At 61.5% G+C, this 20,794-nt stretch carries 20 protein-coding genes, 2 tRNA genes and 2 pseudogenes; 13 read left to right on the top strand and 11 right to left on the bottom strand.

Annotated features, from left to right (window positions below; genetic code table 11):
* Positions 1–163: 163 nt before the first annotated feature.
* Positions 164–454 (bottom strand): annotated as a pseudogene (locus F6X39_RS15245) (integrase); the annotation flags it as partial.
* A gap of 310 nt (positions 455–764) precedes the next feature.
* Between F6X39_RS15245 and F6X39_RS15240 the strand changes: the two are divergent.
* Complete coding sequence (locus F6X39_RS15240) at positions 765–2,528, top strand: serine hydrolase (protein ID WP_187617202.1); 1,764 nt, start codon at positions 765–767, stop codon at positions 2,526–2,528.
* Positions 2,529–2,780: 252 nt separating this feature from the next.
* A complete protein-coding gene (locus F6X39_RS15235) occupies positions 2,781–3,782 on the top strand; it encodes a hypothetical protein (protein WP_187617201.1) in 1,002 nt (333 codons plus the stop codon).
* A gap of 200 nt (positions 3,783–3,982) precedes the next feature.
* Here the strand turns inward: F6X39_RS15235 and F6X39_RS15230 are convergent, their stop codons facing one another.
* A complete protein-coding gene (locus F6X39_RS15230) occupies positions 3,983–4,837 on the bottom strand; it encodes a PA4780 family RIO1-like protein kinase (RefSeq protein ID WP_184051664.1) in 855 nt (284 codons plus the stop codon).
* A 631-nt stretch (positions 4,838–5,468) separates the two neighbouring features.
* On the opposite strand from F6X39_RS15230, the gene F6X39_RS15225 reads away from it, so the two are divergent.
* The 4 genes from F6X39_RS15225 (at position 5,469) to F6X39_RS15210 (ending at position 8,198) form a co-directional block, all read left to right on the top strand.
* A complete protein-coding gene (locus F6X39_RS15225) occupies positions 5,469–6,245 on the top strand; it encodes a hypothetical protein (RefSeq protein ID WP_187617200.1) in 777 nt (258 codons plus the stop codon).
* Positions 6,246–6,255: 10 nt separating this feature from the next.
* Positions 6,256–6,672, top strand: a complete 417-nt coding sequence (locus tag F6X39_RS15220) for a DUF4279 domain-containing protein (RefSeq protein ID WP_184023210.1) — start codon at positions 6,256–6,258, stop codon at positions 6,670–6,672.
* A gap of 322 nt (positions 6,673–6,994) precedes the next feature.
* Positions 6,995–7,771 carry a hypothetical protein gene (locus F6X39_RS15215; RefSeq protein WP_187617199.1) on the top strand — a complete coding sequence of 259 codons (777 nt, stop codon included), beginning with the start codon at positions 6,995–6,997 and terminating at the stop codon, positions 7,769–7,771.
* A 10-nt stretch (positions 7,772–7,781) separates the two neighbouring features.
* Positions 7,782–8,198: a DUF4279 domain-containing protein gene (locus tag F6X39_RS15210; RefSeq protein WP_090801512.1), complete on the top strand. Its 417-nt coding sequence runs from the start codon at positions 7,782–7,784 to the stop codon at positions 8,196–8,198.
* Between the two features lie 279 nt (positions 8,199–8,477).
* On the opposite strand, the pseudogene F6X39_RS15205 reads toward F6X39_RS15210, so the two are convergent.
* The 3 genes and pseudogenes from F6X39_RS15205 to hemN form a co-directional block, all read right to left on the bottom strand.
* A pseudogene (locus F6X39_RS15205) lies at positions 8,478–8,809 on the bottom strand (Arm DNA-binding domain-containing protein); the annotation flags it as partial.
* A gap of 201 nt (positions 8,810–9,010) precedes the next feature.
* Positions 9,011–9,095: transfer RNA gene (locus F6X39_RS15200), tRNA-Leu, on the bottom strand.
* 123 nt (positions 9,096–9,218) lie between these two features.
* Positions 9,219–10,604, bottom strand: a complete 1,386-nt coding sequence (gene hemN / locus F6X39_RS15195; RefSeq protein ID WP_187617198.1) for an oxygen-independent coproporphyrinogen III oxidase — start codon at positions 10,602–10,604, stop codon at positions 9,219–9,221.
* A 178-nt stretch (positions 10,605–10,782) separates the two neighbouring features.
* On the opposite strand from hemN, the gene F6X39_RS15190 reads away from it, so the two are divergent.
* The 3 genes from F6X39_RS15190 (at position 10,783) to F6X39_RS15180 (ending at position 12,690) form a co-directional block, all read left to right on the top strand.
* Entirely contained in the window at positions 10,783–11,085 is a 303-nt protein-coding gene (locus F6X39_RS15190; RefSeq protein ID WP_184023217.1) for a YkgJ family cysteine cluster protein, read from the top strand.
* An 84-nt stretch (positions 11,086–11,169) separates the two neighbouring features.
* Positions 11,170–11,763 (top strand): DUF1439 domain-containing protein, encoded by a 594-nt coding sequence (locus tag F6X39_RS15185; RefSeq protein WP_187617197.1) that lies wholly within the window; start codon positions 11,170–11,172, stop codon positions 11,761–11,763.
* Positions 11,764–11,853: 90 nt separating this feature from the next.
* Positions 11,854–12,690, top strand: coding sequence for an undecaprenyl-diphosphate phosphatase (locus F6X39_RS15180; protein WP_187617196.1), 837 nt, complete (start codon positions 11,854–11,856; stop codon positions 12,688–12,690).
* Between the two features lie 71 nt (positions 12,691–12,761).
* On the opposite strand, the gene trmB is transcribed toward F6X39_RS15180, so the two are convergent.
* Together trmB and F6X39_RS15170 are read right to left on the bottom strand one after the other, a co-directional pair.
* On the bottom strand, positions 12,762–13,568 hold the full coding sequence (trmB, locus tag F6X39_RS15175; protein ID WP_187617195.1) for a tRNA (guanosine(46)-N7)-methyltransferase TrmB: 807 nt from the start codon (positions 13,566–13,568) through the stop codon (positions 12,762–12,764).
* Positions 13,569–13,694: 126 nt separating this feature from the next.
* A tRNA-Gly gene (locus F6X39_RS15170) sits at positions 13,695–13,768 on the bottom strand.
* A 225-nt stretch (positions 13,769–13,993) separates the two neighbouring features.
* Between F6X39_RS15170 and F6X39_RS15165 the strand changes: the two genes are divergently transcribed.
* On the top strand, positions 13,994–15,577 hold the full coding sequence (locus F6X39_RS15165; RefSeq protein WP_187617194.1) for a methyl-accepting chemotaxis protein: 1,584 nt from the start codon (positions 13,994–13,996) through the stop codon (positions 15,575–15,577).
* Between the two features lie 58 nt (positions 15,578–15,635).
* Here F6X39_RS15165 and F6X39_RS15160 read toward each other — a convergent pair whose 3' ends face one another.
* From F6X39_RS15160 to F6X39_RS15150, 3 genes are all read right to left on the bottom strand, one after another.
* The gene (locus tag F6X39_RS15160; protein ID WP_187617193.1) at positions 15,636–16,199 is read right to left on the bottom strand and encodes a YggT family protein; all 564 of its coding nucleotides are present in this window, start codon (positions 16,197–16,199) and stop codon (positions 15,636–15,638) included.
* 157 nt (positions 16,200–16,356) lie between these two features.
* Entirely contained in the window at positions 16,357–16,677 is a 321-nt protein-coding gene (locus tag F6X39_RS15155; RefSeq protein ID WP_090801500.1) for an EthD family reductase, read from the bottom strand.
* Between the two features lie 84 nt (positions 16,678–16,761).
* The gene (locus F6X39_RS15150) at positions 16,762–17,697 is read right to left on the bottom strand and encodes a Rossmann-like and DUF2520 domain-containing protein (protein ID WP_187617192.1); all 936 of its coding nucleotides are present in this window, start codon (positions 17,695–17,697) and stop codon (positions 16,762–16,764) included.
* 278 nt (positions 17,698–17,975) lie between these two features.
* Here F6X39_RS15150 and F6X39_RS15145 point away from each other — a divergent pair, with 278 nt between their 5' ends.
* The 3 genes from F6X39_RS15145 to F6X39_RS15135 all read left to right on the top strand — a co-directional run bounded on the left by F6X39_RS15145 (position 17,976) and on the right by F6X39_RS15135 (position 20,008).
* Complete coding sequence (locus F6X39_RS15145; RefSeq protein ID WP_167368604.1) at positions 17,976–18,137, top strand: hypothetical protein; 162 nt, start codon at positions 17,976–17,978, stop codon at positions 18,135–18,137.
* A 387-nt stretch (positions 18,138–18,524) separates the two neighbouring features.
* Positions 18,525–18,836: a hypothetical protein gene (locus tag F6X39_RS15140; protein WP_187617191.1), complete on the top strand. Its 312-nt coding sequence runs from the start codon at positions 18,525–18,527 to the stop codon at positions 18,834–18,836.
* A 206-nt stretch (positions 18,837–19,042) separates the two neighbouring features.
* Positions 19,043–20,008 carry a threo-3-hydroxy-L-aspartate ammonia-lyase gene (locus F6X39_RS15135; RefSeq protein WP_187617190.1) on the top strand — a complete coding sequence of 322 codons (966 nt, stop codon included), beginning with the start codon at positions 19,043–19,045 and terminating at the stop codon, positions 20,006–20,008.
* A 71-nt stretch (positions 20,009–20,079) separates the two neighbouring features.
* Here the strand turns inward: F6X39_RS15135 and F6X39_RS15130 are convergent, their stop codons facing one another.
* Positions 20,080–20,760 carry a LysE family translocator gene (locus F6X39_RS15130; RefSeq protein WP_187617189.1) on the bottom strand — a complete coding sequence of 227 codons (681 nt, stop codon included), beginning with the start codon at positions 20,758–20,760 and terminating at the stop codon, positions 20,080–20,082.
* Between the last annotated feature and the right edge of the window lie 34 nt (positions 20,761–20,794).

Raw genomic sequence — 20,794 nt, 5'->3', positions numbered from 1 at the left:
GGTCTTCTCCTATCAGGCGAAAGTGCCTGCAAAGGGAGAATGCCAATGTCTAGCGTCGATGCGGGAAAGCCACGCGGGACAGGGGTTCTCAGTGAGCACCGGACATAGTTCCGCGCGGGAGATAGTCAAGCTTCGTATGACCAGGCAAAAGCTGTAAGGCTCAGAGATTCTTCGTACGGCGATAGATCAGCGAGACCTTCGTCCGACGCATCGTGTGCGTGCCATAGGCGGAGTCGTCGAGCCCGATCGATTTTATCCAGCGATGGACGATCCGTGCGTACTGACGGGTCGAAAGATGGGGCGACGCGTGTATTCGCCCAAGGAACAGGAAATCTGAAGGACACAGAGCTGCTGCCTTGATCCGGCTTCCCACGCTATCCCGCGTTTGCTCGGTGATCTCGAATTGCACCGGCCGCTGCGTTTTGCGCCAACCTCGATGGGCGATACCCGACCCGCAAGGGTCGTTCAATTTTCTCCATAACGGCCGTTCGTTCAGGAACGCAGTCGTGGCATTAGCGTTCACTAATCGAATGCTTTTTTATTGTTCCATGTAGAATTTCTTGCGGTTTTTGACTTGCTCCAGTCTTCACTGCTTCACATCGAAAAGCCATACCGTTCAAGACAGGGTGAGTGCCTCCAAAGAGGCTTCCTGAGTATCCTTTGGCAAATGAGCGCGACGGATTTTGCTCTGTATTCAGCGATCGGGCAAGAGCATGAAAGCAACCTCTCTCTCGACAATTGACCTTCGAATCAAAGGACGGTAGATGCTAAGCGATCTGGGCGATTTCGACGATTACATAAAAGCACAGGTGCATGAATGGAATGCGCCCGGCATAGGCGTCAGTATTGTAAAAGACGAAAAAGTCATCTTCACGAGAGGCTACGGTTATCGTGACTATGCAAACAGACTGCCGTTTTTATCGTCAACTTTGTTTCCTATCGCGTCGAACACCAAGTTATTTACGGCCATTGCCGCCGGCATTTTGGTCGAAAAGGGCGCGCTGACCTTCGATCAGCCGATCCGCGATGTTGTCCCGAGTTTGCGCTTTTACGACAAGTCGCTCGATGCCGCGGTGACACTACGCGATATGCTCGGCCATCGTACCGGCGTGCCCCGGTACGACATGATCCTGCATAGAGCCGAGTTCTCAAAGAAGGAACTATTCGACCGGATCCGATTCATGAAGCCTATCGCTCCATTTCGATCGAAGCTTATCTACAACAATATGATGTACGAGGCTGTGGGCCACATCATCGAGTTGCTAAGCGGCAAGTCGTGGGATCAATTCGTCCGCGACGAGGTTCTGAGTCCTGTGGGTATGCCCCAGACTGCTTTCACCATTGCCGACATGCTGGCTCATCCGAATCACGCGGTACCGTTCACGGAGAGGCGCGATAGTGAGGCGCTCTGGCAGACACCGTATCCGGAGTTGAACTGGTCGAGTCCAGCGGGGAGCATCGTCTCTAGCCTCGATGATATGAGTCGCTGGCTGGCCGTGTTGATGAACAATGGGGTGATGGCTGGAAAGAAGGTGATTCCGGAGCAGATACTGCAGGCTACTTTGGCGCCTGGGCTCGCATTTCCGGACCCGCTGGGCGACGTCCTTGGTTTTGAGCCGGAGATTAATTCAATCTATGGGATGGGCCGGCAAACCTCTTCGTATCGGGGACATCTGCTTGCGAGTCATGGCGGCGATCTCCGCGCCTTCCATTCGCAGGTCTCGTATTTGCCGCGCGAGAAATTGGGCGTAGTCGTGTTCGTGATCGGGGACCACTGCTCGATGCTGCGAAACGCCGTCGGCTACAACGTCTACGACCGCCTGCTGGGACTGGGTGAGTCGGGTTCGATGGACGCATTGCGCGAGTTCCATTTGAAAGCAAAGCAGAACATGCGCGAGTCGCGCGAACGGGTAAGGCCAAGCGCAATTCCAGACACGCGGCCCTCACACGATTTCGCAGACTACGTCGGTCGCTACGAGCATCCTGCCTACGGACAACTACATATCTCACTCAACGATTTCCAGCTTCAGTTTCGTTTCCGTCAAACGAAGCTGCCATTGCATCATTACCACTACGACCGGTTCGATACCGACGATGACGAGGCCGAAGGCGCGTGGTCCATGTCGTTTCTGACCAGTCCACTCGGCGATATCGACCGCGTCAGTTTGTGGCTCGACGCGACGGATGCCGTGTTCGTCCGGATTCCGGACGCGCCTGCGCCAGGTGTGCTCAAGCAGCTTACCGGCACGTACCAGGCTGCTTTCGGCGCCAAGTGCGCGATCAAGCTGCGGCGCGACAACCAGCTCATGCTGCACTTTCCAGAGGCTCCTGCGGAAGTTTTAACTCCGCTCAAGGGTCTTCAGTTTCGCAACCCGAAATGGCCACAAAGGACATTCGAGTTCGTGATGGAAAACGGGCGCGTGGCCGCATTGAGGCACTGGAACTCGGTCGCCGAGTTCGTTTTGACTCGGGTCGAGAATGCTGATTCCGCCGATACGATGGAGCATGAAGAGCCGATCGCCGATTAAACCGGGCGGCCCATCATCATTGACAGGAGCTGTATTGGGGAACGCACTGGCGGGTGAGATCGGGAGGGCGCGCTCGAGCTGACTTCCGCTTAAGGCATCCGGCTCGTGTCGACCCACAAGGGAAGGTCGCGTTGACTGGACCCAGACACCCAACCAAATGCATCACGCAGAACCCTGCCGCCTGTCCGACCAGTCATAAATGCCTGGTCAACGATTCGTAACGTTCGCCGCCAGAGTGATGGAGCCCACACGATGACAATAGCTGCAAGTCCGATTGATCCGATCGCCGCTATTCTTGACGCTTTCAAATCCCACAATGTCGTCGCGCTTTGCGACGGCGGCCACGGCTGTGAGCAAGCATATGCTTTTCGGGTTTCGCTGATCCGGGACCCCCGATTTGCTTACATCGTGAACGACATCGTAGTTGAAAGTGGCAATTCTCTTTATCAGGAGATGATGGACCGGTTCGTTGCGGGGGATGACGTACCCGAAAATCAACTCCGGCAAGCTTGGCAAAACACTACGCAGCCCCACGATGTGTGGGATCGTCCTGTCTTTGAAGGGCTTTTTCGTGAAGTCCGCGATGTGAATGCTTCGCTCCCTAAAGACCGTCAGATTCGCATCTTGTTAGGCGATCCGCCGATAGATTGGTCGAAAATCAATAGCGCCGACGATCTCGATAAGGCTTGGAAAGCCATGGGCGACCGCAACACCTGTGCGGTTGAAATTATTCAACGTGAAGTGCTGGCCAGGCAGCGCCGCGCCTTGGTCGTCTATGGCGGCATGCACCTTTTGCGCAAGAACCTGTACTGGCAATTGAAATTCCGAGAGAAGGCAGAGCAACGATTCGACCCGTTGCCGAATACAATCGTTTCGTTGCTGGAAAGCCAAGGCGTCAAAGTCTATTCTGTTTGGACCCCGGTGTTTGGTGATCCGGCGACTTTACAGTCCGACGTCAGCTCCTGGCTGACGCCAAGTCTTGCGCTCATTCTCGGCACTCCGCTCGGAGAGGCGAGCTTTCGATCGTATTATCCGCACGCCATGTTCACTAGGCACGACGACGTCATGGTGGAGATATATGTCGATCCTGTCCGCTCTCCTGTGATGCAGGAGCAGTTCGACGCCATCCTTTATCTTGGGCCGCCTTCCGAGTTAACCTGGAGTGAACTCTCCCCCGCGCTGTCCTCTGATCCGGCATACATCAAAATGCGGTCAGACAGGCTCGCATGGGCCCGCATTGGCGACGGTCGCTAACGCGCCGATGGCTGTTTAATTAGATTCGGGACGAATCATGGACGGATTTGCGGTGGCGCGGCAACCGAACGCGACGCTCGGTCCAGCGACGGAAACTGGCCGAACTCGACTATTCTGACGGTGCGCAACCGGTTCCCGGTGCAACATTCGTCGAAGACCTTGTTTCGGGGCACCTTTCGGGGTACATCGAGCACGGGTTATCAGTTCGCGCTCAGTTCCTGCTGTCGCCGCACTCGCGCGTCTTCGTCAAGACGTGTCTCTTCGAGTTCCTGCAGCACGCTATCGAGGTCGACTGGTCGCGTGTCGAGCTCGATGCGGCCGGTCAATTTGACATCGACTTTCAGCTCGCCTGCTTCGAACAGCGCCCAGATCTCCGTTCCGTAATCCGCGCCGAGAATTTGCGGTGCAAACCGTCCGAAGTACGCAGCGAGGTTGTCGACGTCACGCTTGAGCATCGAGGCGGCTTCGTTGTTGGCGGCGGCGTCGATGGCCTGAGGCAGATCGATGATCACTGGTCCATCAGCCGCCAGCAGGATGTTGTATTCGGACAGGTCGCCGTGAATCACACCCGCGCAGAGCATGCGGACAACCTGGTTGAGCAGCAGGGCGTGCAGTTCAAGGGCGCGCGCTTCAGTCAGATGGACGTCGTTGAGGCGTGGCGCGACGTCACCCGTTGCGTCGACCACCAGTTCCATCAGTAACACCCCATCGGTACAGATATAGGGTTGCGGCACTCGCACGCCCCCGTCGGCAAGTCGGAACAGTGCGTCGACTTCGGCGTTTTGCCACAACTCCTCCTGCATCTGGCGCCCATAGCGAGTACCTTTTTCCATCGCACGCGCCTGCCGGCTGTTCTTGACCTTGCGGCCGTCCCGATACGATGCGGCTTGCCGGAAACTGCGCTGCTTCGCGTCCTTGTAGACCTTTGCACACCGCATCGAGTCACCGCTGCGCACGACGTAGACGGTTGCTTCCTTGCCGCTCATCAACTGGCCGATCACTTCGTCGATGAGTCCTTCGTCCAGAAGCGGTGCAAGCCGTTTGGGTATTTTCATACGACCGACCAGTGCGGCTCGTGGCGCGTGCGTTCGAAATGCGTGGAAGGCGAATGGGTCGCTGAGGTGTGCGGAATCGGCGAACCGATGAATCGCGTGGGCGGTTCCGCTCGTCGGGTTGCTGCATGGGGAGTGGAGGAAGTCATGCCGGATTATAAAGGGATCGAGGGGGAGGCGACTCAAATCAAATCTCCTGGCGACTGCGCAGATGCATTGTCGCCGCTCCTGGCCGCTGGCTACTTGCCACGACGGGCAGCGCCCGACCCACAACAAGCATTCGACTTTCTCCAAAGCGGCAACGGTTGCGCAGGTGTCGATTTTTGGTCTCTTCGAGGATGCGCTCGCGGACGTACGCGCCGTATTGGCGCGAACAGCGGCTTCGGGCGAATGATCTGCTGCGCGAGTGCCGCCAACGGCTGGAAAGGTCATAGACCAGCGGTACGGTCGCTGCCCGCGAGCGTCCGCGCTACGGGCGCGAAAAACCGCAATGTTCCTGCTGGCGCTTTTTTCCGTTTCATCGAGAGCCGTGGAGATTTTGGGCTGTCGCCCATGTACGGACTGCCTGTCGCACGGTAATTATCTGACTGCTGTCAACCCCGGCAGCGACTTCAGATAGACCATCGACACACCTATGTCCCTGTCCGTATTTGAAATGCACTCCGTGGAGCTGTTCTGCCAGCGGCCACCGGGTGCCTGTTATGTCATCTGCGACGAATCGCACTATAAAGCGTGTCTCGGCAAGGCCGCAGACCTTCAGAGGGCCAGTGCGGAGACCCGGGAATTTCTTGACATTGCCCAACTGAATCACAGGAAGTGGGAGGAGGACCGGAAACTGGTCAGGAATCTCATTGGCGGTCACTGGCTGTTTTTTCATGATGTACGGGACCGGAACCCTGACACCGATGGCTGGTGGGTCATCCTTGCGCTTCTCGAAGAGGTGCGCCGCGGTGCCCTGCTTGCCATTAAAGGCCCTCGCGATAGCCTGTTTCCGTCACCCTACAGCAGCACGCCGTTGAGGGATATCGCAGCGAGGGCCGGTAATCGCCCGGACGGCGAACCTGCGCTGTCTGTCCAGTATGATCCGGCCACCTTGCCAACCCGGCTGAACGCTGCGCGCGCAGCCAGGGCTGGCGATAGAGGCGCATCAACGCTGCTCGGCGACGCCCAGCCATTTGAGTATGTGCCTGATGCGTTGAGCGGCGATGTCGTTGAACTCGCCGCGAGCACGAACAATCCAAACTACGCGGCGAAGATGCTGGGGTATGGCCGCGACACGTTTGGCGACATGGTCCATGCGATGAAATATGACCTCAAGCTGCGAGGCGATGACAATGTCATTTGGCACGATAGTGGGGACGTTGAATTTAGAAAAAACATCATCGGCAATATGCACGACTATGCAAACTGATCTTCATACGATGAACGCACATCAACTCGCACATGCATCATTTTCAATAGCCGGGGATGATTTAGATCCCGAGGTTTGGACCAGATATTTCGGCGTTCCGCCCGACACGGCGATAGTCAAGGGGAAGCGGTTTATGACTCCGTCGGGGCGATTGAGCAGCATGCCGGGGCGTACCGGCGTGTGGGGGGTGAGAAGCAAAGCCGCTGTTCATAGCGACTCGCTGGAACCGCATCTCCGCTATCTTATTGATCGCCTGAATTTGCCGCGAGACGACTTGCGCCAGCTACTCGCAGACAAGGGCGCACAGATGCGCTTCTTCTGTTATTGGGACAACGAGAGCGGCGACCGCGTGCCTGATGTGCCCGACGATATTCGCACCATGATGGAAGCCATGGGCGGCACGGTTGAGATTGATGAATATCGATAGAGCCTCGCTCGAATGCTCTTCGAGGATGCGCTCGCGGACGTACGCGCCGTATTGGCGCGAACAGCGGCTTCGGGCGAATAGATCTGCCGCGCGAGTGCCGCCAGCGGCTGGAAAGGTCATAGACCAGCGGTACGGTCGCTGCCCGCGAGCGTCCGCGCTACGGGCGCGAAAAACCGCAATGTTCCTGCTGGCGCTTTTTTCCGTTTCATCGAGAGCCGTGGAGATTTTGGGCTGTCGCCCATGTACGGACTGCCTGTCGCACGGTAATTATCTGACTGCTGTCAACCCCGGCAGCGACTTCAGATAGACCATCGACACACCTATGTCCCTGTCCGTATTTGAAATGCACTCCGTGGAGCTGTTCTGCCAGCGGCCACCGGGTGCCTGTTATGTCATCTGCGACGAATGGCACTATAAAGCGTGCCTCGGCAAGGCCGCAGACCTTCAGAGGGCCAGTGCGGAGACGCGGGAATTTCTTGCTATCGCCGCACTGAATCGCAGGAAGTGGGAGGAGGACCGGAAGCTGGTCAGGAATCTCATTGGCCGCAGCTGGCTGTTTTTTCATAGGGTCCGGGACCGCGATCCTGACGCCGATGGCTGGTGGGTCATCGTTGCGCTTCTCGAAGAGGTTCGCCGGGGCAAACTGCTTGCCGTTAAAGGTCCGCGTCACGGCCTGTTTCCGTCACCGTACAGCAGCACGCCGTTAATGAATCCCGTAGCGAGAACCGGCAGTCACCCGAACGGCGAACCCTTTCTGTCTGTGCAGTACGATCCGGCCACCTGGCAAACCCAACTGAACGCTGCCCGCGCAGCCAGAGCTAGCGATAGAGGCGCATCAACGCTGCTCGGCGACGCGCAGCCGTTTGAGTATGTGCCTGATGCGTTGAGCGGCGATGTCGTTGAACTCGCCGCGAGCACGAACAACCCAAACTACGCAGCGAAGATGCTGGGGTATGACCGCAAGACGTTTGGGGCTATCTTGCACAGGTTCAAGCCAGGCAATGGCTTGGGGCCAGCCGATAACGTCATCTGGCATGACAACGGCGACGTGTACTTTAATGGTAACCACATCGGAAATTTTCATGACTGGGCAAACTGAGGCCGCTCCAATGGCAGATCACCAACTTGCGCACGCGACCTTTTACATATCCGGCGACTCATTGGAGCCAGCCTTTTGGACGGCGTATTTCGACATCAAGCCGGATACAGCGATTACCAAGGGACAGCCGTTCACCACACCGTCTGGGCGACCGAGCAGCGCGCCGGGCCGCGTTGGCCTTTGGGGCGTGCGCAGTGAGGGCGCAGTTCGTAGCGATTCACTTGAGCCGCATTTGCGTTACCTGATTGGGCGCCTGAATCTGCCGAGAGCGGAACTTGGCCAACTGCTCGCAGACAAGGGACTTCGGATGCGCTTCTTCTGTTACTGGTACAACGAGAGCGGCGACCGCGTGCCTGATGTGCCCGACGATATTCGCACCATGATGGAAGCCATGGGCGGCACGGTTGAGATTGATGAATATCGATAGAGCCTCGCTCGAATGCACAAGCCGATCCTCGCGAGTCGGCTTTTTTGTGCGAGCTTTTAAGGCACAGCGCGAGTGTTATGGGCCGCACTTCTGAATTAATCCTCTATGCCGCAAACATACACGGCCCACGCTTCCATCATCGGGCGGCGCTGTTCCAAATGGTTGTCCCGCTGAGGTAGTAAGGCGACCGTCCCGCCTTTGATCGGAATGACTTCGGCCCCGGCCTTGATCCGGTCAAGGTAATCGGCCCAGCGATATCGACCCGCTTTCAACGGACTGGCCGCGCTCTTCCATCCAGGCGAGCGCAACGGCTTCGAATGAATTGGCAGCAGCAAGGCGGGCGGCGCGTTTCCCGGCCTTTTTGGCTTCCCCCAGATCAATGTTTGCTGCCAGTTTTTCGCGGGCGTCGTCCCGACGCTTGCGGGCATCGGCAAGCGGCACGTCTGGATAGACGCCAAGTGCGAGGCTCTTTTCCTTTCCGGCAAAACGGTACTTGAAAATCCATCGCTTGCTGCCCGTTGGCGTGACCAGCAGCAGGCCGCCACCGTCGTACAGCTCTGCTGTTTTTCACCCGGCTTCGTGTTACGGATCGTGGCATCGGTCAGCGCGATGTTTGCGTCTCCGGTTGTCGCGCCGCTGCTGGGGGCGTTTTCCATCCGACGGGCGCTTGAATCGTGGCAACCCCCGAAATGACCCCGTGGTGGGGGTTGTAATCGCTGGTGAACCCCTGGAGACGATAGCAAACAAAAGCCCCGCTCAGCGCTAGCTGTCGGGGCTTCGTGGTGAACCGTTGAAACCGGTTGAAGAGTGTTTGGTGCCCAGGGCCGGAATCGAACCGGCACGCCTTGCGGCGGGGGATTTTGAGTCCCCTGCGTCTACCAATTTCACCACCTGGGCAGATACTGCAGCGCGCGCATCGGGAGTTCAGCGCGCAAGGAAGACGTAGATTATGGCCGAAAATCGGTAGACGGGCAAGTCGATTGCCTTCACCCGCCACAGCGCGTTCGCGGCGAGCGGTGCTCAGACCGTCCGCGAGAATCGTGTGAGCGTCTGCTCGCCCAGATAGCGGTCAAATACCATCGCGAGATTGCGCACGAGCATGCGGCCGGCCATTCGCACTTCGAGCTTGCATGCGCCGAGCGAGATCAGCCCGTCGTCCTCGAATGAACGCAGACGCGCGAGTTCCGGCGCGAACGTGTCGGCGAAGTGGATGCCGTACGCCGCTTCGAATTCGTCGAAGCGCAGTTCGAGGTTGCACATCAGCTGCGTGATCACGTCGCGCCGCAGACGGTCGTCGGCGGACAGGCGGATGCCGCGCGCGATCGCGAGCCGGCCCGCATCGATCGAGTCGGTGTAAGCGGGCAGCTCTCGCGCGTTCTGCGCGTACACGTCGCCGACCTTGCCGATCGACGAGGCGCCAAAACCGATCAGATCGCACTCGGCCCGCGTGCTATAGCCCTGGAAATTGCGATGCAGCGTGCGCTGCGCCTGCGCCCGAGCGAGCTCGTCGGTGGGCAGCGCGAAGTGATCCATGCCGATGTACACATAACCCGCCTCAGTCAGCCGTTCGACGACCCGTTGCAGCAGAGCCAGCCGCTCCTCGCTCGACGGCAGCGTCGCGGGATCCATCTGGCGCTGCATCTTGAAGAGCTGCGGCATGTGCGCATACGCGAACACCGACAGCCGGTCCGGCGCCAGTTCGAGCATCGTGTCGAGCGTGCGGCTGAAGCTCACGACGGTTTGATGCGGCAGCCCGTAAATCAGATCGACGCCGATCGAATGAAATCCGTACGCGCGCGCCGCCTGCATCACCGATGCGGTCATCTCGAACGGCTGGATGCGATTGATCGCCTGCTGCACGCGCGGATCGAAGTCCTGCACGCCGAGGCTCAGCCGGTTGAAGCCGAGGCGGCGCAGAAGCGCGACCGTGTCGGGCGACGCCTCGCGCGGATCGACCTCGATCGAATATTCGGCTCGATCGTCGGGCAGAAGTTTGAAGTGTTCGCGCGTCGCGGCCATCAGCTCGGCCATCTCGTCATGCGACAAAAACGTCGGCGTGCCGCCGCCCCAATGCAATTGCGACACGGGCCGCTGTGTATCGAAACACGCCGCCTGCAAGCCGATTTCGCGTTTGAGCCGCTCAAGGTACGGCCGCGCATGCGCGCGATTTCTCGTCACGACCTTGTTGCAGCCGCAGTAGAAGCACACGGTGTCGCAAAACGGAATGTGGAAGTACAGAGACAGATCGGTCGACACGGCACCCGGGTCGGCGGCGGCGCGGTGATAGTCGGCGGTGTCGAACGATTCGCGGAACTGCGGCGCGGTCGGATAGGACGTATACCGGGGACCGTTCGCGCTGTAGCGCGCGAGCAGGTCGGGGCGGAACAGGGTGTCGGTTTGGGACATGAGCGGTGTCGGACGGTGGGCGGCTCTCGCAGCGTGCCGCGTGTCATGGTCAGTCAGCAGCTTCGAGTTTACGTGCGTGCCCACGGGACCCGATTGTGTAAAGAGGTCGCACGGACAGGCAGTGGCACAATGCGGGTCTGGCAACACGTTGCCAAGGTTTGAGTTCAGGAAAGATGACGTGGATCAAAGGTTGAACAGTGCACGGGTGGACGCTCACGCGTGCCGTCCCGATTGCGGCGCGTGCTGTATCGCGCCATCGATTTCGAGCCCGATTCCAGGCATGCCGAACGGCAAGCCGGCGGGCGTGCGCTGCGTGCAACTCGGCGACGATCTGCGCTGCGCGATCTTCGGCCGGCCGGAGCGGCCCGCATGCTGCTCGGGTCTGCAGCCGCAACTCGAGATGTGCGGCGCGAATCGCGGCGAAGCGCTCGCGTGGCTCACGCAACTCGAGGCGCAAACACAACCGGCATCCCATCCATGACGCGCGGCATGCGGTAAACGCCGTCGCTGACCACACCCGTCAACGCAAGCCGATGTCCGCAAGGGCTTCCACAGGAGATTTCGCATGACTCGACCCGCAGCGCCGGCCCGGCGCCGCTTTCTGCGCGCTGCGCTGACCGGCTGCAGCGTGCTTGGCATCACTGTGTCGCTCGCGGCTTGCGCGAGCCCGACGTTTCCGTTCATGCCGTCGCACTACACGTTCTCGGAGAAGCAGGTGCAGGAGGCCGTGCAGCGCAAGTTCCCGTATCAGCGCACGGTGTCGCAGGTGTTCGATGTCGCGCTGAGCAATCCGGTGGTGGGCATGCTGCCCGATGCGAACCGCGTGCAGGTGAAGCTCGACGCGCGTTTCGCGAGTCCGTTCCTGCAGCAGCCGGTCGATGGCGTGTTCACGCTGTCGAGTGAACTTGCATACGACGCGGCGAGCCGTTCGGTGATCCTCAAGTCGCCGAGTGTCGACAACGTCAGCGTGAGCGGTGAGGCGCAGATGTACACGCAGCAGATCAACGCGGCCGCGGCGCTGCTCGCGACCCAATTGCTGACCAACTATCCGATCTACACGTTCAAGCCCGAGCAACTGCAATTTGCCGGCGTCAACTACGAACCCGGTACAATCACGATCCTTACAAACGGCATACGCGTGCAGATCGTCGAAAGATGACTGGCATGCGCGGCCACGTGGGCCGCGCATGCCAGTCATGACCGTGCGGGCCCATTTCGTTGCGACAACCTACCGCGATAAGGGGCACGGATGGACTGGTTACTGGCTTGCAAGGCGCTGATTCTCGGCGTGGTCGAGGGTTTGACGGAGTTCTTGCCGGTGTCGAGCACCGGGCATCTGATCGTCGTCGGCAGTCTGCTGGATTTCTCCGACGAGCACGCGAAGACCTTCGATGTCGTGATCCAGCTCGGCGCGATTCTCGCCGTGTGCTGGGAGTTTCGCCGCCGCATCGGCAACGTGATCGTGGGGCTGCCGAGCCGGCCCGAGGCGCGCCGCTTCGCGCTGAACGTGATCATTGCGACGATTCCGGCAGTCGTGCTCGGCCTGCTGTTCGAGAAGTCGATCAAGGAGGCGCTGTTTTCACCGGTGCCGGTCGCGTTTGCGCTGGTCGCGGGCGGCGTCGTGATCCTGTGGGCGGAGGCGCGTCAGCGCGCGCGCGGCGACGCGGCGGTGCGGGTGCGCAGCATCGACGATCTGAGCCCGCTCGATGCGTTGAAAGTCGGCCTCGCACAGTGCTTCGCGCTGATTCCGGGGACCTCGCGCTCGGGCTCGACGATCATCGGCGGCATGCTGTTCGGCATCGAGCGCCGCGCCGCGACCGAGTTTTCATTCTTTCTCGCGATTCCGATCATCTTCGGCGCGACGGCCTATGAGCTGTACAAGGACTGGCACCTGGTCACCACCGACGCGCTCGGCAGCTTCGCGCTCGGCTTCGCGGCCGCGTTCGTCAGTGCGTTCGTCTGCATCCGCTGGCTGCTGCGCTATGTCGCGTCGCACGACTTCACGGTGTTCGCGTGGTATCGGATCGGCTTTGGCCTGCTGATCCTGCTGATCGGTTATAGCGGCGGGTTGAGCTGGGCCGATTGAGATTTGCCGTGCGATGAAAAAAGGTCCGCGTATGTGCGGACCTTTTTTCGTTGGCTTGCCGTCCCGTCGCGTTACGCGGCGCCGCGCTTGCGGAACACGAGGTCCCACACGCCGTGGCCGAGCCGCAGGCCACGCCGTTCGAACTTCGTCACCGGACGATAGTCGGGCCGCGGCGCGTAGGTGTCGGCGGTGTTTTCGAGCAGCGGATCGGCGCCGAGCACTTCGAGCATCTGTTCGGCGTAGTTCTGCCAGTCGGTCGCGCAATGCAGATACGCATCCGGCTTCAGACGCGACACGAGCAGTGCGACGAACTTCGGCTGGATCAGCCGGCGCTTGTGATGGCGCGCCTTGTGCCACGGGTCGGGGAAAAAGATGTGCACGCCGTCGAGGCTGTCGGGCGCGATCATGTGCTCGAGCACTTCGACCGCGTCGTGCTGGATGATGCGGATGTTCGTCAGCGACTGCTCGCCGATCAGCTTCAGCAACGCGCCGACGCCGGGCTCGTGGACTTCGACGCCCAGGAAGTCGTCGTCGGGACGCTGCGCGGCGATCTCCGCGGTGGTGGCGCCCATGCCGAAGCCGATCTCCAGCACGCGCGGCGCTTCGCGGCCGAACACGCCGGTCCAGTCGGGTTGTTGTGGTGCATAGGGCACGACGAAGCGCGGGCCGAACTCATCGAACGCGCGGCGCTGGCCGGTCGACACGCGACCCGCGCGCGTGACGAAGCTGCGAATGCGGCGGTGATGAAGCGTGTCTGCCGGCGTTGCACCCGGCGTGCCGTCGACGTCGTTCGTCTCGTTGCCGGCGGGCTGGTCGGTTGCGCTCGTGGGGGGCGGGGCGTCGTCCGGGAGACCGGAGTCGTTTGGATCGTGGATCATCGTCGATGCTGCTGCAAGGGTGAGGGCTGCGCGGCTTGCGCGCTGTGCCGGGCCGTTGCCACTACAAAAAAGCCGCCTTCAGGGAGGCGGCTCTTGCTGGATTCCGCTGAACACTCAGCGGGAAAGTGGAGCGGGCGATGGGAATCGAACCCACGGCTCTAGCTTGGGAAGCTAGGGTATTACCATTATACGACGCCCGCAGAACTCGCGATTTTACAGGCTTTTGGGCCGTTTGGGCAGGGGTATGGCTCGTGCGCACGCGCAGCCGACCCGTCTTTTCGCTTCTGCGGTTCGAACGGCGCGAGCCTTCAGACTTTGTCTGCGCCTGCCGTTAATCCGGATACTGCCCAACACCGTGCGCTTGCGCACCCCGCAAGCCGGCACGAACCCGGCGCTTCCCATCCCGATCAAGAGATTTTCCCAAGATGCAGTGGCTTTCCAATCTGAAACTGAGCCAGAAGCTTGTCGGCTCGTTGATGCTGTGCGCGTTCGTAACGGCCATCGTCGGCACGGTCGGTGTGCTGAAGGTGCGCGAAGTCGCGACGATGCAAACCGAAATGTACGACCGCGAATTCGTGCCTGTGCGCGACGACGGCACCGCCGCGTGGCAGGCGGCTTCGCACTTCCGGCGCCTCTATTCGTACATCCTGAATCCGGAGCCGGCAGGCCGCGCCGATACGGTGCGCCTGAATCACGGCGGTGAAGCGGCGATCCTGTCCGCATTCGACTACGAGCGCAAGCATGCGACCACCGACGCGCAGAAGCAATTGCTGAGCGACTTCGACGCCGCCTATCCGGCCTATATGAGTTCGGTCGCGAAGGTGATGGCGCTGGCCGATCAGGGCGATCAGACCGGCGCGCTCGCCGAGCTCAAATCGACCACCGACCCGCTGCACGTCAAGCTGCGCACGCTGATGATCAAGCTGTCCGACGTGCGGGATGAGTTGGCCAGGCAGCGTGTCGCGAACGGCGTCGAGATGGTTCGCTCGGTGACGTGGTGGATCGCGAGCTGCGCGGTCGTCGGCGTCGCGGTTGCGATCGGCCTGGGGCTGCTGGTGACGCGCGCGGTCGTGCGGCAGATCGGCGGCGAACCGGCCGAAGTCGCGAAGGTCGTCGAGCAGATCGCGGGCGGCGACTTGAGCCAGCGACTGCACACCGACGCCGCCGACGACGGCAGCATCTTGCGCGCGGTCGCGCACATGCAGGAGCGTCTCGCGGCGACGATCGGTTCGATTCGCGAAAGCGCCGAGTCGGTCAGCATCGCTTCGCAGCAGATCGCGAGCGGCAACATCGATCTGTCCGCTCGCACCGAAGAGCAGGCCGCTTCGCTCGAACAGACCGCGGCGAGCATGTCGGAATTGACGCAGACCGTCACCCGCAACAGCGACAACGCGCGCAACGCGAGCGCGCTCGCGACTGAGGCTGCACAGGTCGCCAACACCGGCAACACTGCCGTCGAGGGCATGGTGCGCACCATCGGTGATATCAGCGGCAGTTCGACGAAAATCTCGGAGATCACCGGCGTGATCGAGGGCATCGCGTTCCAAACCAATATTCTCGCGTTGAACGCGGCGGTCGAGGCCGCGCGCGCGGGCGAGCAGGGGCGCGGTTTCGCGGTGGTCGCGAGCGAGGTGCGCAACCTCGCGCAGCGCTCGGCGAGCGCGGCCAAGGAGATCAAGGAGATGATCACGACGTCGGTCGCGATCATCGAAGGCGGCACGCAGCAGGCGGCCGAAGTCAGCACGACGATGGCGGATATCAAGGCCGCGATTCATCGCGTGTCGGATATCGTCAGCGAGATCGCCACGGCCTCCGAAGAGCAGAACCGCAGCATTCACCAGGTCGGTCAGGCCGTCACGCAGATGGACGAGACCACGCAGCGGAACGCGGCGCTCGTCGAACAGGCCGCGGCGGCCGCGCAATCGCTCGAGACGCAGGCGCGCAAGATGAAGCAGACGGTGTCGGTGTTCCGGACGGGGGAGAGCCGCGGTTTCGCGGCAGCCGTGTAGAAGCCGCGCCGACTCAAGCGGCCGCCGCGCGTCAGCCCAACTTTCCCGCGCAATCAGCTCAGATCACAAAATAAGTCAGCTGAACCGCCGCGCGCGTGACGACCATCTGCAGCACCTGCACGATCACGAACAGCAGGATCGGCGACAGATCGATACCGCCGAATTTTGGCAGCACGCGACGCAACGGATTCAGAAACGGCGCGGTCAGCTGATACAGAATCGGCATCGCGGGCGAACGCGGATTGAGCCACGACAGCAGCGCCATCAGGATCGTCATCCAGATGATCAGATTGAGCGCCCACTTGATCGCGGTGAGCACCGCGACGATCAGCATCGTCGGCACGAGCGTCAGCGGATCCGCGCCCGTCAGCACGATCATCAGGACGACGTAGATGATCGCGGCGATCAGCGTTGCGGCCACGCTCGCCCAGTCGATGTTGCGCGTGCTCGGCAGGATGCGCCGCAGCGGCAGCACGATCCAGTTGGTCGCCTGCAGCACGGCGTTCGAGACCGGGTTGTACGGCGGCAGGCGCACAACCTGCAGCCACGCGCGCAACAGCAGCGCGGCGCCAAACAGCGTGAAAACGGTATTGAGCAGAAAACGGGCGATATCGCCAAACATCTCGTGTCCTTATGCTTCTGATGACGGCCGCCGACCGGCCGCGGGCTGCCGGCGTCGCCCGATCGGTGCGTGCCGGCGGTTTTCTGGATTTACCCGGTTAGCCAACCGGAGGTTCGACGTCATTGCGCGCCGCCTCCCGATGGCTGTCTGTCCGGCATCACACGGAAATCCGGACCTCGCTGATCAGGATTGTGCCGTTGCCGCCGTCGGTGTAGTTCGGGATATCCGCTAATAGTTGCTCGGACGCGGGCTTGAACACTTTATAGAAGTCGTCCGCGCTATCGAACAGGAAGTGTCCCGCGGCCACGTAAGGCGGTGGCGTGCCGGGCGGCCCGGCGTTCAGGCCCGCGTCGACCGACCAGCCTTTCAGCGCCGGCCCGAACAGCTTCGCCGCGAGCGGCATATGGGTCGCGCAGTAGTAGTCCATGTCGAAACGGCCGTTTTCCCGGTACGGGTAGAGGATGCTGACCTTGATCATTGTGCGTTCTCGTCTGTTGGTCCTAAGCGCGGCGCGGGTCGTCGCGTGGTTCGCCCGGCGTGCCGGACGTCACATTATCACGGCTTACTTGACGCTTGCACCTGCCGCGGCCTGATTCAGCGAGCGGCCCAGCGATTCTTCCACAGCTTCGGAGATCGCTTCAATCGTCGCGGCCGGCGTTGCGCGACGTCGGGCGAGGTTGACCGCGCGGCGCGTCAGCAGACCATACAGCGCGGCATGGTCGCCGCCGAAGCCTTCGAGCAGCGCGAGCTGCTTCTCGACGACGCCCGTGTCGCCGCGCGATACCGGCCCCGCGAGCGCGTTCGGCAGGCCTTTGTCGCGCGCGGTTTCGATCGTGCCGGCGAGCATCGGCAGCAGCGCGCGCAGCGCGTCGTCTTCGGCGAAGCCGAGCGTGCGCCACAACGCCACGCATTCGGCTAGGCTGCAGAGCGCGAAGCTCGCCGCGTAGTGCGCGGCGGCGTGATACAGCATGCGGCCGCCCGGCGGAATCGACAGCGGATGGCAGCGCAGCGCGAGCGCGAGCGCGGTCAGCGTCTCCTTCAGTTCGCCGTCGGCTTCGATCGTCACCGAGCAGCCGACGATACGCTCGAGATCGGCGAGCTCGCCGCTAAATAGATACAACGGATGAAAGCCGCCGATCGCCGCGCCCTGATCGCGCGCTGGCGCGAGCAGTTCGACCGGCGAGGCGCCGCTGCAGTGCACGAGCGCTTTGCCGGGGTGGCTTGCCGCATCGCCTCCTAAGCGGAGTGTGTGCGCTGTCGTACCGATGCTGTCGTCAGGAACGGCTAAAAAAACGATATCGGCGGCGTCGACGGCCTGTTGCGGGTCGTCAGTGGCCGCGCAGTGTGCGATCTGGTCGGCGAGCCGGCGCGCGGAATCGGCCGAGCGGCTCGCCACCGCGGTGACCGGATAGCCGGCGCGCGCAAACGCGAGCGCGAGACAACGCGCGAGCCGCCCCGCGCCGATGAAGCCGACGCGCGGCAAGGAAGACTGGGACATGGTCACCTGCTCCAGACGGATCGTGTGAACGGGAAAGCAGCAGTATCTCGCATCCGGCGAAGCGCGGCCGCGATCCGGCCCCTTGTGCACGGTTCGACAGCGGTCGTCGGATGAGTTTGCGGGCGATATGGCGCCAACGGTCGGTCATCGGGTGGCGTGACGCCCACGGTTGTGAAAACTGCTCACAATCGTACGTGACAGGAACAGTGGTCGATGAGCCGGTTTGGCAGTCGTATTTTACGTACTTCGTTCGCAGTCGGAAATTCGGGAGGGTCGAGATGAGTATTTTTTCTTACCGAAAGCACTTGCGGTTCCTGACGCGCGCCCAGCGCCGTCGCTGGTGGGATCAGAAGAAGCGCCTTACGCCGCGCGTGCGGATCAGCGGCGCATACGTGCCGCCCAACGTGTCCCGCGAATTCGTGTACGTGAAGGTCGGCTAGTCGCGCGGTCTTCGCAGGTGACAAAATGCCCGGCCTCGAGCAATTGAGCCGGGCATTTTTTGTGGGGAATTTTCTTCCGGCTGTCAGGATTGAAGCGAATTTGTAATTAAAGATTACCGATGCGCGAACTCAAACCTCCGCGCTCGATCAGACCTGTGACGCGCGGCTCGTCGCCCGCGTGCAACCCCTTGATTCCCGGCTGATTTCGCTCAGGTCGCGGCGGCGCGTAGGCGCGCTCGCGCCGCGCTCGGCAAAACGCTTCGGCTCGCCCTTGCAATTTGCAACAAATGCGAACATTTCGGCTGGGGCTTTTTAGATACATTGATTTCACAGCATGCAAGGCATGCGCAGTCGGCGACCTTGGCAGGCCGCGCTAGGAGAATAGAAGTGAAAAAGATCGTTCCGTTTGTCGTTGCAGCCGCACTCGGCTTGGGACTTGCCGGGGCCGCTGAGGCAGGTGTTTCCGTCGGTATCGGCCTTGGGGTGCCGATCGCGCCGGCCTATCCGGTCTATGCGGCGCCGCCGCCTGTTTATTACGCCCCACCGCCTCCGCCGGTGTACGCGCCGCCGGTTGTGTTCGCACCGGCTCCGGTGGTGGTCGGAGGCTATTACGGCTATGGCCGCCCTTACTATCGTGGCTACTACCACGGCTACCATGGCTACTATCGAGGCTACGGGCACTCGTACCATCGTCATTAAGAAGCGCGGGCGCGCTTGACGCGCGTGGGAACGTCGACGGCGTAACGCCGGCTTGTGCCGGGTTACGTCGTTTCTTTTTGTGTCGCTGGTTTTTGCTGTCCGCAGCGTTCCTGGCTGGTGTCGCGCGCTCGCGCGAGCGCCGTTCCAAAGCATCGAGGAAGCTGGGAGAATGGCTGCTTCGCCACCGCTCCAGGAGAGTTTCGCCGATGCAAGCGCTTCCCGCTCCCACCTTCGATGATGTCCTCGACGCCGCCGCGCGTCTCGAAGGCGTCGCGCACCGCACCCCCGTTCTGACATCGAGCACGTTCGACGAGCGCACTGGCGCGTCGGTGTTCTTCAAGTGCGAAAACTTCCAGCGCATGGGCGCGTTCAAGTTCCGCGGCGCATACAACGCGATTTCGCATTTCGACGCGGAGCAGCGCAAGGCGGGCGTGCTGACCTATTCGTCGGGCAATCACGCGCAGGCGATCGCGCTGTCGGCGCGCCTCGCCGGCATTCACGCGACGATCGTGATGCCGCACGACGCACCGGAGGCCAAAGTCGCCGCGACCAAAGGCTACGGCGGCGAAGTGATCACCTACGACCGCTACAAGGAAAATCGCGAGGAAATCGGCCGCCGGCTCGCCGAAGAGCGCGGCATGACGCTGATCCCGCCGTACGATCATCCGCACGTGATCGCCGGCCAGGGCACCGCGGTCAAAGAACTGATCGACGAAACCGGCCCGCTCGACATGTTGTTCGTGTGCCTTGGCGGCGGCGGGTTGATCAGCGGCAGCGCATTGTCGGCGGCCGCGCTGAGCCCTGCCTGCACAGTGATCGGCATCGAGCCCGAGGCGGGCAACGACGGCCAGCAGTCGCTCGCACGCGGCGAGATCGTTCATATCGACGCGCCGCGCACGATTGCCGATGGCGCCGCCTCGACGCATCTGGGCCACTACACGTTCGCGGTCATCCGCCAGCTGGTCGCGCGAATCGAAACGGTCAGCGATGCGCAACTGATCGAGACGATGCGCTTTTTCGCGCAGCGCATGAAGATCGTCGTCGAACCGACTGGTTGTCTAGCGGCGGCGGCGGTGCTGAACGGCGTCGTGCCGGTGAAGGGCAAGCGCGTCGGCGTGGTGGTGAGCGGTGGCAATGTCGATCTGCCGAAGCTCGCGCAGTACCTCGCATGAGCGGCTCACGTCGAGTCGCATGAAGAAAAACGGCTCGCCGATGCGAGCCGTTTTTTTGTTCGCGAGCCGCTTCAGCTTGCCACTTGCGCGGTGCTCTGCACGATCAGATCGCGATACCCGTTGACGATCACGCTGTATGAGAAATAGGCGAACAGCAGCGCCGACAGAACGTGACACGCGCGCAGCAGACCGGCGCCCGCGCGCTTGCGTCCCTGGCTGCCGAGCCCGCAGATGAAAAGCGTCCAGCACAGGCCGCCCAGAAAGAATCCGCCGAGGAAGATCAGCGCGGTTGTCGGGCTCGTTGCGCCGGCCTTCGCGATCAGCGCGCCGCCGACCGCCGCGAACCACAGGATCGCCGACGGCGACGACACCGCGAGCAGCACGCCGCGCAGAAACCCGCGCCATGCCGACTGATGCGGCGCAGCCGCGTCGCCTTCGCCGGCAACAGCTTGCGCCGTGGCCGGGAACATCGCTTCACGCGCCATCTTCCAGGTGAGAAACAGGAGTGTCGCCGCGCCGCCGATCCATACGACCCAGCGCACCGATTCGAACTGCAGCAGCGCGGCCATGCCCGCGAGCGCGAGCGTCGCGTAAATGAGATCGCCGACGCACGAGCCGAGGCCGAGCCAGAAGCCCGGCCGGAAGCCGTGTGACAGCGTCAGCGAAATGATCGCGACGTTGACGAGACCGATATCGAGGCACAGCGACAAGGACAGAAAAAAGCCGTCCGACATCATTGAAAAAACGTGCATCCGCGCGAGCGCTCCATCCGTTATTGATTGTGTT

Origin of the sequence: Paraburkholderia sp. UCT2 (assembly GCF_014397665.1) — a bacterium.
GTDB classification, from domain to species: domain Bacteria; phylum Pseudomonadota; class Gammaproteobacteria; order Burkholderiales; family Burkholderiaceae; genus Paraburkholderia; species Paraburkholderia tuberum.
The sequence above is the reverse complement of the archived record's forward strand: the minus strand, read 5'-3'. Positions and strand labels throughout refer to the sequence as shown.

Excerpts from the sequence above, each read along its gene's own strand:
- F6X39_RS15240 (WP_187617202.1), top strand. The coding sequence starts at position 765 with ATGCTAAGCGATCTGGGCGATTTCGACGATTACATAAAAGCACAGGTG.
- F6X39_RS15130 (WP_187617189.1), bottom strand. The coding sequence starts at position 20,760 with ATGCACGTTTTTTCAATGATGTCGGACGGCTTTTTTCTGTCCTTGTCG.
- F6X39_RS15180 (WP_187617196.1), top strand. The coding sequence starts at position 11,854 with ATGGACTGGTTACTGGCTTGCAAGGCGCTGATTCTCGGCGTGGTCGAG.
- trmB (WP_187617195.1), bottom strand. The coding sequence starts at position 13,568 with ATGATCCACGATCCAAACGACTCCGGTCTCCCGGACGACGCCCCGCCC.
- hemN (WP_187617198.1), bottom strand. The coding sequence starts at position 10,604 with ATGTCCCAAACCGACACCCTGTTCCGCCCCGACCTGCTCGCGCGCTAC.
- F6X39_RS15230 (WP_184051664.1), bottom strand. The coding sequence starts at position 4,837 with ATGAAAATACCCAAACGGCTTGCACCGCTTCTGGACGAAGGACTCATC.
- F6X39_RS15145 (WP_167368604.1), top strand. The coding sequence starts at position 17,976 with ATGAGTATTTTTTCTTACCGAAAGCACTTGCGGTTCCTGACGCGCGCC.
- F6X39_RS15225 (WP_187617200.1), top strand. The coding sequence starts at position 5,469 with ATGTCCCTGTCCGTATTTGAAATGCACTCCGTGGAGCTGTTCTGCCAG.
- F6X39_RS15215 (WP_187617199.1), top strand. The coding sequence starts at position 6,995 with ATGTCCCTGTCCGTATTTGAAATGCACTCCGTGGAGCTGTTCTGCCAG.
- F6X39_RS15155 (WP_090801500.1), bottom strand. The coding sequence starts at position 16,677 with ATGATCAAGGTCAGCATCCTCTACCCGTACCGGGAAAACGGCCGTTTC.
- F6X39_RS15150 (WP_187617192.1), bottom strand. The coding sequence starts at position 17,697 with ATGTCCCAGTCTTCCTTGCCGCGCGTCGGCTTCATCGGCGCGGGGCGG.
- F6X39_RS15160 (WP_187617193.1), bottom strand. The coding sequence starts at position 16,199 with ATGTTTGGCGATATCGCCCGTTTTCTGCTCAATACCGTTTTCACGCTG.
- F6X39_RS15235 (WP_187617201.1), top strand. The coding sequence starts at position 2,781 with ATGACAATAGCTGCAAGTCCGATTGATCCGATCGCCGCTATTCTTGAC.
- F6X39_RS15135 (WP_187617190.1), top strand. The coding sequence starts at position 19,043 with ATGCAAGCGCTTCCCGCTCCCACCTTCGATGATGTCCTCGACGCCGCC.
- F6X39_RS15185 (WP_187617197.1), top strand. The coding sequence starts at position 11,170 with ATGACTCGACCCGCAGCGCCGGCCCGGCGCCGCTTTCTGCGCGCTGCG.
- F6X39_RS15220 (WP_184023210.1), top strand. The coding sequence starts at position 6,256 with ATGAACGCACATCAACTCGCACATGCATCATTTTCAATAGCCGGGGAT.
- F6X39_RS15165 (WP_187617194.1), top strand. The coding sequence starts at position 13,994 with ATGCAGTGGCTTTCCAATCTGAAACTGAGCCAGAAGCTTGTCGGCTCG.
- F6X39_RS15210 (WP_090801512.1), top strand. The coding sequence starts at position 7,782 with ATGGCAGATCACCAACTTGCGCACGCGACCTTTTACATATCCGGCGAC.